Annotated in this window: 12 protein-coding genes; 3 read left to right on the top strand and 9 right to left on the bottom strand. The window is 67.2% G+C overall.

Annotated elements, in window-relative coordinates; genetic code table 11:
* Positions 1–25 precede the first annotated feature (25 nt).
* The 3 genes from AC5P8U_RS10300 to AC5P8U_RS10290 all read right to left on the bottom strand — a co-directional run bounded on the left by AC5P8U_RS10300 (position 26) and on the right by AC5P8U_RS10290 (position 3993).
* Entirely contained in the window at positions 26–262 is a 237-nt protein-coding gene (locus tag AC5P8U_RS10300) for a hypothetical protein (protein ID WP_088496928.1), read from the bottom strand.
* Between the two features lie 180 nt (positions 263–442).
* Positions 443–2275: a multidrug efflux ABC transporter SmrA gene (gene smrA / locus AC5P8U_RS10295; RefSeq protein WP_088496927.1), complete on the bottom strand. Its 1833-nt coding sequence runs from the start codon at positions 2273–2275 to the stop codon at positions 443–445.
* A gap of 155 nt (positions 2276–2430) precedes the next feature.
* A complete protein-coding gene (locus tag AC5P8U_RS10290) occupies positions 2431–3993 on the bottom strand; it encodes a serine hydrolase (RefSeq protein WP_447897067.1) in 1563 nt (520 codons plus the stop codon).
* 110 nt (positions 3994–4103) lie between these two features.
* Between AC5P8U_RS10290 and AC5P8U_RS10285 the strand changes: the two genes are divergently transcribed.
* Positions 4104–4547 (top strand): VOC family protein, encoded by a 444-nt coding sequence (locus tag AC5P8U_RS10285; RefSeq protein ID WP_353761730.1) that lies wholly within the window; start codon positions 4104–4106, stop codon positions 4545–4547.
* Positions 4544–5416 carry a DUF72 domain-containing protein gene (locus AC5P8U_RS10280; RefSeq protein WP_111008399.1) on the top strand — a complete coding sequence of 291 codons (873 nt, stop codon included), beginning with the start codon at positions 4544–4546 and terminating at the stop codon, positions 5414–5416. The genes AC5P8U_RS10285 and AC5P8U_RS10280 overlap by 4 nt, the downstream gene beginning before the upstream one ends.
* Here the strand turns inward: AC5P8U_RS10280 and AC5P8U_RS10275 are convergent.
* The gene (locus tag AC5P8U_RS10275) at positions 5337–5951 is read right to left on the bottom strand and encodes a Pr6Pr family membrane protein (RefSeq protein ID WP_072166832.1); all 615 of its coding nucleotides are present in this window, start codon (positions 5949–5951) and stop codon (positions 5337–5339) included. The two genes, AC5P8U_RS10280 and AC5P8U_RS10275, sit on opposite strands and share 80 nt — an antisense overlap.
* A 79-nt stretch (positions 5952–6030) precedes the next feature.
* Here AC5P8U_RS10275 and AC5P8U_RS10270 point away from each other — a divergent pair, with 79 nt between their 5' ends.
* Complete coding sequence (locus tag AC5P8U_RS10270; protein WP_005415820.1) at positions 6031–6978, top strand: DMT family transporter; 948 nt, start codon at positions 6031–6033, stop codon at positions 6976–6978.
* Between the two features lie 30 nt (positions 6979–7008).
* Here AC5P8U_RS10270 and AC5P8U_RS10265 read toward each other — a convergent pair whose 3' ends face one another.
* The 5 genes from AC5P8U_RS10265 to AC5P8U_RS10245 all read right to left on the bottom strand — a co-directional run bounded on the left by AC5P8U_RS10265 (position 7009) and on the right by AC5P8U_RS10245 (position 14445).
* Positions 7009–8169: an AAA family ATPase gene (locus AC5P8U_RS10265; RefSeq protein WP_061479505.1), complete on the bottom strand. Its 1161-nt coding sequence runs from the start codon at positions 8167–8169 to the stop codon at positions 7009–7011.
* Positions 8170–8286: 117 nt separating this feature from the next.
* Positions 8287–9357, bottom strand: coding sequence for a sensor domain-containing diguanylate cyclase (locus AC5P8U_RS10260; RefSeq protein WP_227836659.1), 1071 nt, complete (start codon positions 9355–9357; stop codon positions 8287–8289).
* Positions 9358–9491: 134 nt separating this feature from the next.
* Entirely contained in the window at positions 9492–10214 is a 723-nt protein-coding gene (locus tag AC5P8U_RS10255) for a pseudouridine synthase (protein ID WP_019659152.1), read from the bottom strand.
* Positions 10215–10248: 34 nt separating this feature from the next.
* Complete coding sequence (locus AC5P8U_RS10250; protein WP_447897065.1) at positions 10249–11913, bottom strand: sensor domain-containing diguanylate cyclase; 1665 nt, start codon at positions 11911–11913, stop codon at positions 10249–10251.
* A 108-nt stretch (positions 11914–12021) separates the two neighbouring features.
* A complete protein-coding gene (locus tag AC5P8U_RS10245; protein ID WP_353761736.1) occupies positions 12022–14445 on the bottom strand; it encodes a putative bifunctional diguanylate cyclase/phosphodiesterase in 2424 nt (807 codons plus the stop codon).
* Between the last annotated feature and the right edge of the window lie 144 nt (positions 14446–14589).

The raw sequence follows: 14589 nt of genomic DNA, 5'->3' as shown, positions 1-14589 counted from the left end.
CGCCCCGGCTTGGGCTGCTGCCGGGTCAGAGCAGATGGATGTACATTTTCTTTGAGCCCAGCCGCAGATCCACGAAGTACTCGGCACCACAACCACGACACGCTGCAGGACAATCCTCATCACTGCCACGCTCGTTTTCCAATGAGCCAGCCACGACCGGATATCCGCACTCGAAACAGTTGAAAGCCACATGGTGGCCATGCGGATCAGCAGGGATCTGGTCACCCTCACCGTCCATCACCAGGAAATCCGTGATTCTCATTTCCACTCCCTCCCGCTGAATTGAGGACGAAAGACGAGCCGAACATCTAGCGTCAGTTGTGCAAAAGCAACGCGCGGATTGCACCACAGCGTGGCGCTTTACGTCCGCATCAGATCTCGATGCGTCGAAGCAGTTCCCTGGGCTCCGCCTCCGTGCCCCGTTCAAAAAGCCTTGAAGCAATCACTGCTCCGCAGCCACGAAACCACCGGTCTGTCGCGCCCACAAGCGCGCGTACAGGCCACCGGCCGCAATCAGTTCGGCATGGCTGCCGGTCTCGACGATGCGGCCCTGGTCCATCACCACCAGCCGGTCCATGCGCGCGATGGTCGACAACCGGTGCGCGATTGCGATCACCGTCTTGCCGCCCATCAGCTCATCCAGGCTGTCCTGGATCGCCGCTTCGACTTCCGAGTCCAGTGCCGAGGTCGCTTCGTCCAGCACCAGGATCGGCGCATCCTTCAGCAGCACGCGGGCAATGGCGATGCGCTGGCGCTGGCCACCGGACAGCTTCACGCCGCGCTCGCCGACATGCGCGTCGTAGCCACGGCGCCCCTGCCCGTCTACCAGCGTATCGATGAAGGCCTCGGCACGCGCCTTGGCTACGGCAGCACGCAGCTGCTCCTCGGTCGCATCGGGGCGGCCGTACAGCAGGTTGTCGCGGATCGAGCGATGCAGCAGCGAAGTGTCCTGGGTGACCACGCCGATCTGCTGGCGCAGGCTTTCCTGGGTGACGTAGGCGATGTCCTGGCCGTCGATCAGGATGCGGCCGCTTTCCAGGTCGTACAGGCGCAGCAGCACGTTCACCAGGGTCGACTTGCCGGCACCGGAAGGACCGACCAGGCCGATCTTCTCGCCCGGCTTCACCACCAGGTCGAGGCCGGCGATCACGCCGCCCTTCTTGCCGTAATGGAAGTGGATGTCCTGGAACTGCACGCCACCGCGGGTCACCTGCAGCGGCACCGCGTCCCCGCGGTCCTGCACGGTCAGCGGCTGGGCGATGGTGGTGATGCCATCCTGCACCGTGCCGATGTCCTCGAAAATGCCGTTGATGGTCCACATGATCCAGCCGGACATGTTGTGGATGCGGATCACCAGGCCGGTCGCCAGGGTGATCGCGCCCACGGTGATATGGCCACCATTCCACAGCCACAGCGCGAGCCCACAGGTACCGGCAATCAGGAACCCGTTGACGATGGCGATGGTCAGGTCCATGCCGGTGGTCACCCGGGTCTGCGCGCGGTGCTTGACCGCCAGCTCCTGGATCGACTCGGCCACGTAGGCCTGCTCGCGCCCGCCATGGGCGAACAGCTTCAGCGTGGGAATGTTGGTGTAGCCATCGACGATACGGCCCATCGCCTTGGAGCGCGCTTCGGACGCAATCCAGGCCCGTTCCTTCGCGCGCGGCACGAAGTAGACCATGATCACCGCATAGGCGAGCAGCCACAGGACCAGCGGCACCATCAACCGCCAGTCCGCCTGCGCGAACAGGTACAGCGCCGTGCCGGTATAGACCACGATATACCAGAGCGAATCGACCATCTGCACCGCCGACTCGCGCAGCGAGGTACCGGTCTGCATAACCCGGTTGGCGACACTGCCGGCGAAGTCGTTCTGGAAGAAGCTCAGGCTCTGCCGAACCACGTAGTTGTGCATCAGCCAGCGCGAGCGGTTGCTCAGGCCGGGCACGATCGCCTGGTTGACCAGCAGGTTGTGCAGGCCCACCAGGATCGGCCGCGCGATGACCGTGATGAACAGCATCCAGCCCAGTTCATTGGCATGGCGCTTGAAGAAATCGGCACCGGGCTGCTCGGCGACCATGTCGACGATGCGGCCCAGGTAGTCGAACATGGCCACTTCCACCAGCGCCAGCAGCAGACCGGCAATCAGGGTCGCCAGCAGCACCGGCCAGACCGGGCGCAGGTAGTGCAGGTAGAACGGCAGCACCTTGCGCGGTGGCATGCGCCCATCCACGGGCGGGAAAACCGGGATCAGGGATTCAAACCAACGGAACATCGCATTCCCTCGCCATCAATAGCCGGCGGAGTATCCCACGCCGGATGTGTACGCCGGCCGACGATGCCGTGGCGCCGGTAGTGCCGGCCGCCGGCCGGCAACCTCGCGACGTTTCCAGGGATCATGAGGTTGCCGGCCAGCGGCCGGCGCTACCCTCATTCTTTGACCGGGGTGAACAGCAGGTCCTGGAAATCGAAACTGAAATCGGTCAGGTCGGAAATCGGCTGCATGCGCACCTCACGCACTTTGCCATCCGGGTCCAGGCTGAAGTTCACGAACGCATCGGCGTTGAGCGAACGGTCGTCCCAGCGCACGATGAAGGTGTCGTGCTGCCAGTGCTCCAGGCGCCCGCTCAGCTGCGCGGTCTTCGTAAAGCGCAGGCGCAGGCCCTTGCCTTCGGCGCTGATCTGCATGTCGCCATACCAGCGGTCACGGAAGCTGCCGGTGTAGCCGGCCAGCGCCAGCGATGGCCTGCTGCCCTTGTCGCGTGCGCTCTGGTGCTTGGCCCAGGCCTCGTCGGCCTTGTCCTGACCCTTGGCCACGGCCTTGGCATAGGCGTCCACCCAATCGTGCTTTTCTCCGCCCAGGTAAGCGTCAAGCACGCTCAGGGTGATCGCATTGAACGCCGCACCCACTTCCTGGTTGGTCAGCACCACCACGCCCAGCTTCTCGCCTGGCACCAGGGTCAACCGCGAGACCATGCCCGGCCAGCCACCGGTGTGCCAGACCAGCTTCTGCCCGCGGTAGTCGCTCAGGCTCCAGCCTTCGCCATAGCCGGCGAAGTTGGCCCGCGCCGGTGCCAGCTCCGGAACGCTCGGCGCCGGGATCGACTGCGGGGTGATCATCCGCCACATCTGCTGCTGGCTCTTCTCGCTGAACAACGGCGTGCCGTCAGCCAGCTTGCCTTCTGCCAGCTGCACCTGCATCCAGCGCGCCATGTCGTGCGCGCTGGAATAGATGCCACCGGCGCCGGCATTGTTCGACCAGGTCAGCGGTGCAACGGTGCGCAGGTCCTTGAAATCGTACTTGGCGTGGCCGACCGCCGCCTTGTCACCTGGCTTCAGGTGGTCGGCGTTGTAGCGCGTGCCGGCCATCCCCACCTTGTCGAAGATGCGCGTCTGCAGGAACTGCTGGTAGCTCATGCCGGACACGCGCTCGATCACCTGTTGGGCGACCGCGTACAGGATATTGTCGTAGGCATAGCTTTCGCGGAAGCCGCCCTTCAGCGGCACCCTGCCCAGTCGCTCCACCACTTCGGCGTTGCTGTAGGAGGTAGCCGGCCAGAACAGCAGGTCACCGGCGCCCAGGCTCAGCCCGCTGCGATGCGACAGCAGGTCGCGGATCGTCATCTGCCCGGTCACGAACGGATCGGACATGCGGAACGACGGCAGGTGGTCGATCACCTTGTCATCCATCTTCAGCTTGCCGTCCTCGGCCAGCAGGTTCAGCGAGGTGGCGGTGAACGCCTTGGTATTGGAAGCGATGGCAAACAGGGTGTCGGCCTGCACCGGTTCCGGCTTGCCCTGCTCGCGCACGCCCCAGCCACGTTCCAGCACCACCTGGCCGTCCTTGACCACGGCCACGGCGATGCCGGGCACGTCGAACTGCGTGCGCACGCGCTCGACGGTCGCATCCAGGTCCTGCAGCTGCTGCGGGGTCGCCGCATTGGCCATGGTCGTGCACGCCAGCAGCACGGCTCCTCCGATCCAGGTTTTCATCCAGCACCATCTCCGAACAGGGGTCGCGGCCATGTGCAGGCCGTCACCGGGGTTTCGCAGGATGGTAACGGTCGCCGATGCACCCTGCCCCGTGCCATAGGAGGGGTGTCATGGGCGGCAACGGCCAACCAAGCAACGGCTCCACCATCATTCCGTGCCTGCGCTACCGCGACGCGCTGGCCGCCATCGACTGGCTGCAACGGGCCTTCAGCTTCCATGCCCAGGCCGTGTATGCCGATGGCGATACGGTTTTCCATGCCCAGCTCACCTTCGGCAACGGCATGATCATGCTCGGCTCGGCCAACAACCAGAGCGCGTGGAGCGAACACGCGGTCCTGCCCGGAGAAGTCGGCGGCCGCCAGACCCAGAGTGCCTGCGTGATCGTCACCGATGTCGATGCGCACTATGCGCGGGCCAAGGCGGCTGGAGCGCGCATCGTCATCGACATTGCCGACCAGGACTACGGCGGCCGCGGCTATGCCTGTGCCGATCCTGAAGGCTACCTGTGGTGGTTCGGCAGCTACGACCCCTGGCGCGAGGACCACAGCCAGTGACCGCTGCCGGCCAGATGGCGATCCGCTGCGGTATTGGCGGCTGGGTGTTTCCTGAGTGGCGCGGCGGCATGTTCTATCCGGTGGGACTGCCGCAGCGCGAGGAACTGGCCCATGCCAGCCGCGCCCTGCGCTGCATCGAGATCAACGGCACCTTCTACCGCACGCCGACTGCGGCCCAGTGCGCGCAGTGGGCCGCGCAGACGCCGGAAGGCTTCCGTTTCTCGATGAAGGCGCCACGCTACCTGGTGCAGCGCCGCGACCTGGCCAGCACCGTGGAAGCGGCCACGCCGTTCCTGCAGGCGGCACTTGCGCTCGGTGACCGGCTCGGCCCGCTGCTGTGGCAGTTCGATCCGTACCATCCGGCCGACGCCGATGCATTGGAAGCGCTCATGGCGCAGCTGCCGAAGCAGCTCGAGGGCGTGCCGTTGCAGCACGCTCTGGAAGTGCGCAACGCCGAGGCACATGGACCGGCTCTGGTCGCCGCCGCGCGCCGCCACGGCGTGGCGCTGGTGATCGAGGACAGCGACGAGGCGCCATTGCATGGCGATGTCAGTGCTGGCTTCGTCTACGCGCGGATCAAGCGCAGCCAGGCCCGCTTGAACGAGGGCCTGCCTGCGTCCGTGCAGCAGCGTTGGGCTGAACGCGCACGACGCTGGTCACGCGGCGAGCCGGTGGACGACCTGCCCTGCCTGGCCGCGCCCGCCCCGGAAACCCCGCGCGAGGTCTACCTGCTGTGCATCGGTGCCGGCAAGGCCCGCAACCCGGCCGCAGCGATGGCCCTGCAGCGCCTCATCGACGGCGCCAGCGGTCCAGCCCCCACAGCAGGGTCCACCCCACCACGAACACGCCCGCAACGCGCAGCACGTTGAGCAGGAAGGCCGCCAGCCCCAGGCGTTGCAGTTCGAGGAATGGATACGGCGCCTGTCCGGTCATTGCAGCGACCAGCATCGCCCAGCCAAGGTAGACCAGCGGTACCAGCAGCACGCCGCCCAGCGCGCGCCAGCGCAGCGCCCCATGCGGCAGCAGCCACCACCACCCCAGCAGGTACAGCGCCGGCACAGCGTAGTGCAGGCCGGCATCGACCCACCATTGCAGCCCGGTGGGCTGCCACAGCCCCTGCAACGCCAGCACGTAGATGCACGCGGTCACCCCGATGCACAACGCGATCACCGCGGCGACAGTCGTGTCCAGCACACCCGCACGGATCAGCCTGACGCATCCCAGGCACACCGCCAGGTTGCTGAGAATCGTGAAGTAACCAACGAAGCGCAGTGTCGCCATGCCGACCCCGGCAGCCGCCCCGGGGCCGCGTAGCAGCAACAGGTATTGCAGCAGCAAGGCGGTGGCGGCCACCAGTGCAGTCAGTGCTGCCCATGCACGCAGGGCGGAGCGGTTGGCAGCCATTGCAGGGTTCCCCTGAGGAGTTTCCGCGAGCATGCCACAGGCGTCGCCGGCGACCATACGATTGCCTCACAATAGGCCGATGAGCACACCCGACACCCGCAAAGCGCTGTGGCAGATCCATTTCTGTGTCCTGCTGTGGGGCATCACGGCCATCCTCGGCAAGCTGATCACCCTGCCCGCACTGCCGCTGGTGTGGTGGCGCATGCTGCTGGTGACGGCGATGCTGGCCCTGCTGCCGCGGGTCTGGCGCGGGTTGCGCACCCTGCCCCCGCGGCTGGTCGCCGGCTACGCCGGTATCGGCGCGCTGGTCGCCCTGCACTGGCTGACGTTCTACGGCGCGGTGAAGCTGGCCAATGCCTCGGTGGCTGCCACCTGCATCGCACTGGCACCGGTGTTCACCTCGATCATCGAGCCGTGGGTGGCCAAGCGGCCGTTCCAGCTGCGTGAGCTGGCGTTTGGCCTGGCGGTGCTGCCGGGTGTTGCGCTGGTGGTCGGTGGCGTGCCCGATGGCATGCGCCTGGGTGTGTTGATCGGCGCGATCTCGGCGCTGCTGGTGGCGGTGTTCGGTTCGCTCAACAAGCGCATGGTCAGCCATGCCGATCCGCTCACGGTCACCGCGCTGGAGCTGGGTGCCGGCACCCTCACCCTGACCCTGCTGGCGCCGCTGATGCCCTATCTGCTGCCGGCGCTGGCCAGCCCGCTGTGGGTGGTCCCGAATCTGCACGACGGGATCCTGCTGCTGGTGCTGGCCGGGTTCTGCACGCTGCTGCCGTTCGCCCTGGCCCTGGTCGCGCTGCGCCACCTGAGTGCCTACACGGTGCAGCTGGTGACCAACCTGGAGCCGGTCTATGCGGTGGTACTGGCGGTGGTGCTGCTGCGCGAGCAGCACGAAGTCACCCCGTGGTTCTACCTGGGCGTGGCGATCATCGTCGGCGCGGTGTTCCTGCATCCGCTGCTGAACCGCCGCAAGCCGGTGCAGCATCCGGAAATCCTCGGCACGGCCGAAGCGCGCAACATCGCCGATTGAGTGCATCCACGCATGGCGTGGATGGCCGCATCAGCGCTGCGGCCAATGCCAGGCCGGCGCATCCAGCAGGCCCTGCCCGCTCAACAGCGTGCGGCCCTGTTCCTTGTACAGATGCAGCGAATGGCACCCTGGCGCCTGTTCCAACGCCGCGATCAGCCGGCTGGCGTGCGACACCACCCATACCTGGCTGCGCGCACTGGCTGCGATGATGAGCCGCGCCAGCGCCGGCAGCAGGTCCGGGTGCAGGCTGGTCTCCGGTTCGTTGAGCACCATCAGCGGCGGTGGGCGTGGTGTGTGCAGCGCCGCCGCCAGCAGCAGGAAGCGCAGCGTGCCGTCGGAGAGCTCGGCCATCGACAATGGCCGCAGCAACCCAGGTTGGTGGAAGCGCAGCGCCAAGCGTCCATCCAGCGCCTCGAAATCGACCGTGGCGCCCGGGAACGCGTCGTCGACGCTGCGTGCCAACGCAACCGGGTCGCCGATCTCGAGGATGGTCACCCAGGCCGCCGCCAGGTCCCGGCCATCGTGATGCAGCACCGGCGTGCGCGTGGCCATCGCCGGTTGCCGCGCCGGGGCATCGCCATCGCTGCGGAAATGGTCATAGAAGCGCCAGCAACGGATGTACTCACGCAGGGTGATCGTTTCGGGCATGCGCTGCGGATCGCCGACCTGGGTGAACAGGCTGTCGAACAGCGACAACCGGTCATCCACCAGATCCCAACCGCGCGCATGGCGCTGCCGCACCATCGCCCCGCGACGATCGACCAGCTGGTTGGCGCTGCGCAGGAACGGCCCCGCCCAGATCGCCTCGGCCTTGATCTGCGGGTCCAGCGCAAACGCCGAACGGCTGGGCGGCGGGTAGCCGAGATCGATGGCGTAGCCGAATTCGTCGGTGGTGAAGCCGAGCTTCAATCCCACCGATTCCTGGCGTGGGCCGCCCTGCAAGGGGATTTCGCCGGCAGCAACCCGACGGTCTATTTTTTCCGGGCCCGCCCACAGCGCCGAGCCCAGCCCACCTTCGCGGGCCAGCACCGCCGCGACGCCGCCCTGCGCGGTCTCGGCCAGCAGGCGCAGCGCGCGGTAGAGGCTGGACTTGCCACTGCCATTGTCGCCGGTCACCACATTCAACTGCTGCAGCGGCAATACCAACCCGTGCAGCGAGCGATAGTGGGCGATGGCCAGGGTCTGCAACATGGTCGGCTTCCGGGAAAACAGGGCGTCATGCTGCCCGCTCTTGATCGCAGGCGCTGCGACGCGATGTGAATCGGGAAGAGCATCCACGCATGGCGTGGATCTACCGGACGGGGCGCTTCAGCCCGCCACTTCCACCCGGTTGCGGCCATTGCCCTTGGCCCGGTACAGCGCCTTGTCGGCACGTGCCAGCGTGTCGTCCACGCTTTCACCGGGCTGGTGCTGGGCGATGCCGATACTGATCGTGACCGGGAAGCCCAGTGGCAGGTCGGCCACGGCCAGGCGCAGGAACTCGCACTGAAGTTCGGCGGTGCGCAGGTCGGTTGCGGGCATCACTGCCACGAACTCCTCGCCGCCATAGCGCGCCGCCATGCCACGGCCGGCAAAGTGCGACCGCAGCAGCGCGCCCAGTTCGGCCAGCACGCGGTCGCCGGTGGCGTGGCCCTGGAAGTCGTTGATGTGCTTGAAATGATCGATGTCCAGCAGCGCGACGCAGGCCTCAGCGGGCTGCTCCCCGGTCATCGCCACGGCCTCGTCCAGCGCCGCTGCCATCGCGCGGCGGTTCGGCAGGCCGGTCAGCGCATCAGTGCGGCTCTGCTCGGCCAGGTCGGCGTGCTGCGCCAGCAGCACGTCGTGGTACTCCGACAGCAGGCGCTCATAATCATCGCGTTCCAGCATGTGGTTCTGGATGTCGAGCGCGAAACGGCGCAACTCCATCACCAGCATCACCTGCCGCGACAGTGCGGCCAGCGCCTCGGCCTTGTCGCTGGCCAGGTGTTGCGGCTGTGCGTCGAACACGCACAGCGTACCCAGCGGCAAGCCGTCGGAGCTGATCAGCGGCGCGCCGGCATAGAAGCGGATGTGCGGATCGCCGACCACCACCGGATTGTCGTGGAAGCGCACATCCTGCAGCGCATCCTCGACCACCATGATCTGCTGCGGCTGCAGGATGGCATGGCCACACATCGATTCGCTGCGCAGGTTTTCCGCCGCATCGATGCCCTGGATCGACTTGAACCATTGCCGTTCGACATCGATCAGGGTCACCGCCGCCATCGAGGTGCCGCAGACCGCCTTGGCGATCACCACCAGGTCGTCGAAGGATTTTTCACGCTCCGAATCGAGGATGCGGTAGCGGTACAGCGCCTCGAGCCGAAGGGCTTCGTTGGCGGGCTTGTCGGGCTTGATCATGCAACGTCACGTTCCGGCAGGTCACCGCGAAGTCTAGCGGAAGCCGGTGCGCAATCCGCATGGCAGGTCGTGCCGGCCGTTGGCCGGCATCCCGGATACCTCGCGCGCCCATTGCAGCCGGCCAGCGGCGGGCACTACCAGTCCAGCTGCTTCGGCAGCAGGCCCTGCAGCTCCTGCTCGGTCAGGTTGCGCCACTGGCCCGGCTTCAGCGCGCCAATCTTGATGTTGTCGATGCGCACGCGGCGCAGCTGGGTCACGCGATAGCCGAACTCGGCGGCCATCAGGCGGATCTGCCGGTTCAGGCCCTGCTGCAGGGTGATGCGGAAACCGAACTTGGCGATGCGCGAAGTCTTGCATGGCAGCGTCATCTGGTCGTGGATGCGCACACCACGCGCCATGCCGCGCAGGAACTCATCGGTGACCGGCTTGTTGACCGCCACCAGGTACTCCTTCTGGTGGCCATTCTCGGCACGCAGGATCTGGTTGACGATGTCGCCGTTGCTGGTCATCAGGATCAGGCCTTCGGAGTCCTTGTCGAGGCGGCCGATCGGGAAGATGCGCTGTTCATGGCCGACGAAGTCGACGATGTTGCCCTTGACCGACGTCTCGGTGGTGCAGGTGACGCCGACCGGCTTGTTCAGCGCGATGTAGACGTGGCGGCGGGCGCCGGGCTTGCGGGCCACGCGCGCGCGCAGTGGCTGGCCATCCACCAGCACCTGGTCTTCCTCGCCCACCACCGCGCCGGTGCCGGCCGGATGGCCGTTGACGGTGACCCGGCGGGCGGCGATCAGGCGATCGGCCTCGCGGCGGGAGCAGAAGCCGGTGTCGGCGATGTGTTTGTTGAGTCGGGTGGTCATCGCCCTATTATCCGGCATCGCCGCCCGCCGCGCTTCATGCCAGGCCGGGTGGATCGAGTTCTTCGCCGTCGAACACCCGGTTGCGGCCGGCACGCTTGGCCACGTACATGGCATGGTCGGCCCGGCGCAGCAGCGCGGCGAGATCGTCCTCGCCCGACCGCCACTGCGCCAGGCCGATGCTGGCGGTGACCTCCAGGCCGGGCACCTGCAGCGCCCGGGCCGCCTCCGTGATGTGCCGGCGCAGGCGATCCAGGCGCGCCGACGCCGCCTCGCGGGGCATGCCCGGCATCAGCAGCAGGAACTCTTCGCCGCCCATCCGCACTACCTGGTCCTGGCTGCGTACCGCGGCACGCAATGCACGCGCCACCGCCACCAGCACCTGGTCCCCCACGGCGTGGCCATGGCGGTCATTGATGTCCTTGAACAGATCGATATCGAGGAAGCCGATCACCAGCGGGCCACGTTCGCGGTCAACCTGCTCCAGGTGGCGTGCCAGCTGCTGCAGGCCGGCACGGCGGTTGGGCAGGCCGGTCAGGCCATCGGTCTCGGCCAGCTGGCGCAGTTCATCGCGCTGCTGGCGCAGGCGACCCAGCCGCTGGTTCAGTGCGTAGGCGGCCATCATCAGCAGCCAGGTCACCGCCAGCTGCAGGGCCTCCACGCGGTATTCCAGCAACCACGCCGCGCGGCAGGCGTCGGCCAGGATCAACACCAGCATCGGCGCCAGCGCCGCCAGCCCCGCCTGCGCCCAGCGGTCACCGCGCAGCCGTGCCCACACCCCGGCCATCAACGCCAGGCCACAGCCCAGCAGATAGGACACCTGCAGGCCCTGCGCCACCCAGGCCAGGCTGTCCCATGGCAGCCAGGGCACCAGTGCAGCCAACACCAGCAATCCCCAAAGCGCCACCAGCTGGAACGGACGCGAACGCGGCAACAGGCGATCACCGCCATTCAGCCGCCACAGCGCCGGCAGCACCAGGGCCTGCGTGGCCGCAGTCAACACCAGCAGCCACCAGGCACCGCGCTCGCCCACCGGCAGCCAGGGTTCCGGATAGCCGCAGAGGCCACCGAGGATGGCCTGCCACAGCACCAGCACGGTGGTACCGGCGATGTAGACCAGGAAACTGCGGTCGCGGGTGGTGAGGAAGGCCATCAGTGCCGACAACGCCAGTGCGATCGCCACGGCGATGCAGGCCGCGCGCACCAGCAGGCGGGCGGTATCGTTCTGCTGCACGGGACTGGGCGCGCCCAGCCGAAGGGTGGGTACCCAACGCGCCTTCAACGGCGTCTGCCACGACACCAGGAATGGATCGTGACTGCCCGCTGGCGGCACCGCCACCAGCCCGATGCCTGCGCGGAAGCGTGAGTCTCGGGTACGGGCATCATGCATGTTGCCGCAGATCTCGCGATCGCCATACTGCACGCGGACTTCGCCAGCGAACACATTGAACACGTCCAGGGCCTGCGGTTGCCCCGACCAGCCGCCCGGCGGCGCAGGCACCTGCACCTGCTGCCGGTGACCGGCCAGCATGTCCGGCGTGCATGCGCGATGTGGAGTGGGTTCATCGGTGGCTGCGCCGACCAGCAGGTAATCGCGGCCGGCTTCGACGGCAGCGGCCCACAGTGGCCACGGCGTCGCCAACCACACCAGCAGCACGACCAGCACCGCCCCTGTTCCGTACTGCCACTGCCTGCCGCCCACGCCACGTCCTGTTCCTGCTTACGCCCGCGCCCACTGCGCGTCGCCCCTGGCGGGCATTATCGCAGCCGCGGCTGCAACGCATGTGTAGACCAAAGTCGCCGACGGCGTTCAACCTGCGGCGGGAGGACCTTTCACGGCCACCAGACGCACCGGCCGCAGGTCGGCCAGGGTCATCCGTTCCAGTGGCTGCGGCCGCTCGACCGCATAGCCCTGCAGGCCCTGCACCCCAAGCCGGGTCAGCGCGGCGGCGACTTCGGCGGTCTCTACCCATTCGGCCACCACCTCCATCTGCAGCTCGCGCCCCAGTTCACTGATCGCGCGCACGGTGGCGTGGCTGACTGGATCGGTATCCATGTCGCGCACGAAGGCCCCGTCGATCTTCAGGATGTCGGCCGGCAGCTGGCGCAGGTAGCCGAACGAGGACAGCCCGGAGCCGAAATCGTCCAGCGCCATCCGGCAGCCGCGCGCCTTCACCGCATCGATGAACGCGCGCGCCTGGCTGAGGTTGCTGATTGCGGCGGTCTCGGTGATCTCGAAGCACAGCTTGGAGGCCAGCGCGCGATTGCGCTCCAGCAGGTCGCAGACGAAGGCGAGGAAGCCGGGTTCGGCGATCGACTGCGCCGACACGTTGACGTTGCACAGTCCCAGCTGCCGCACATGCGCCGGGCACACCTGCAGGTGCCGGAACAGCAGGCCGAGCACGTGCCGGTCCAGCGCCACGGCCATGCCATAGCGCTCCACCGCCGGCATGAACTGGCCCGGGAGGTGCAGGCTGCCATCGCTGCCGCGCATGCGTACCAGCACCTCGTAGTGCAGGTAGGTGGGATCGCCGACGCGGGCGATGCGCTGCGCATACAGCACCATGCGGTTCTCGGCCATGGCCAGGCTGACGCCCTGCAGCCGCTCGGCTTCCCGGCGCCGTTCCTCCAACGCCATGCGGTTCTCGTTGAAGCAGTGCACGCGGTTGCGCCCGGCCTGCTTGGCCGCATAGCAGGCACTGTCGGCGGCGCTCATCAACCAGTTCACATCCGGTGCATCGGCGCTGACCTCGACCACGCCGATGCTGCAGCTCAACTGCGGGCTGCCCTCGCTCACCGGGAACGTCGCCTGCCCCAGATTGCGGATCACGCGCTGCAGCACGCGCTTGGCCTCGTCCTGCCCGGCATGGGCGAGGAACACCGCGAACTCGTCCGCACCCAGCCGGCCCACCCAGTCACCATCGCGCACCGCCGCCACCAGGTAATCGGCGAAGCTGCGCAGCATCTGGTCGCCGGCGGCATGGCCGAAGCTGTCATTGACCAGCTTGAAATGGTCCAGGTTGATGTAGCACAGCGCGTGCGTGCCACCTTCGCTGCGCACCTGCAGCAGTGCGCGTTCCAGCAGGCGCTCGATCTCGCGCCGGTTGATCAGGCCGGTTAGCGGGTCATGGCTGGCGTGGTGCTCGATCTCGCGCGCCAGTGCATGGTTCTGGCTGACGTCTTCGATGATCGCGAACACTGACAGGCCGCCGCCGGCGCTGCGCACACCGGTGCCGCTCCAGCGGCCCCAGACCAGGCTGCCATCACGACGGCGGAAGCGCAGTTCGCTCGGGCGCAGCTGGCGGTCCCAATCGATGCGCCCCACCCCATCAATGACCAGCTCGCCGTCCATCAGCAGGTCAGCCAGCGACAGCTGCAGCAGCATGTCACGACGATGGTCGAGGATATCGGCCATCGCCTGGTTGGCCTCGATCACCTTGCCTTCGGTATCGAGCTTGAGCATGCCGACGTTGGCCTGGTAGAACGCTGCGCGGAAGCGGCTCTCGTGTTCGGTCAGGTCCTTGCCGACGCGGCGCGCCAGGGCCACCGCCATCAGGCTGATCGCCAGCACCGACAGGCCCGCGACCATCAGCGTGGCCAGCCTCACCAGCGTCGCCATCCGCAGCAGCGCCTGCGAGAACGCCTGGCTCTGCACCTGCATCCGGCGGTCGAGATCACGCAGTTGCTGCAGGTACTGGTCACGCGTGGCTGCCAGTAAGGGGCCACCCTCGTGCCGCCGCTGCAACTCATCGACCAGGCGCTGCAGCGCCATCAGGTCCCCGTCGGTCTGCCGCCATAACGCGGTCGCTTCGCGGAAGGCACCGATATCGCGCGCGTAGCGGAACGAAAACACCAGGCGCGGAATGTCGGCGTGCGCGTTGCCCCCCTGCAGGAAGCCCTGTCGGGCCTTCTCTTCGTCAGGCTCCGCCTGTTCCAGCGCCAAGCGCGCCTGCAGATCGCCCAACGGCACCTGCAGGGCCTGGCGTGCATCGTCCAGGTCCCGGGCATCACCGCGCGCCAGGTAGCGACTGAGCGCGGCGGTCGCATCCTGCTGACCGCGCGACCAGTATCCCTGGCCGGCGATCCAGGCGGTGGAGGCCGCCTGCAGTTCCTGGATCAACGCCGACAATGCGACCAGTCCGATCGCCATGCCGGTCAACAACGCAAATCGCAGTCCCAGCCCCCGGGTCATCGGCACCCGCCGGCTGTGTTGGTCCGTGCCACTCCTACCCATCCCGGATCCCCCCGAATGTGCTGCGGTGACAACCTCCTTTGGAACCGGACCAGCCTATGACCGGCAATGTGTTGACCGTGCGAAAAAGGGGACGGAGGGGATTAAGTCGTCTATGGCAGGCCATGCGCCTATGCCGAAAACGAC

Source organism: Stenotrophomonas sp. YJH_SMC_81 (genome assembly GCF_059370875.1).
Note: the sequence above shows the minus strand (reverse complement) of the source record. Positions and strands in the feature narration are given on the sequence as shown.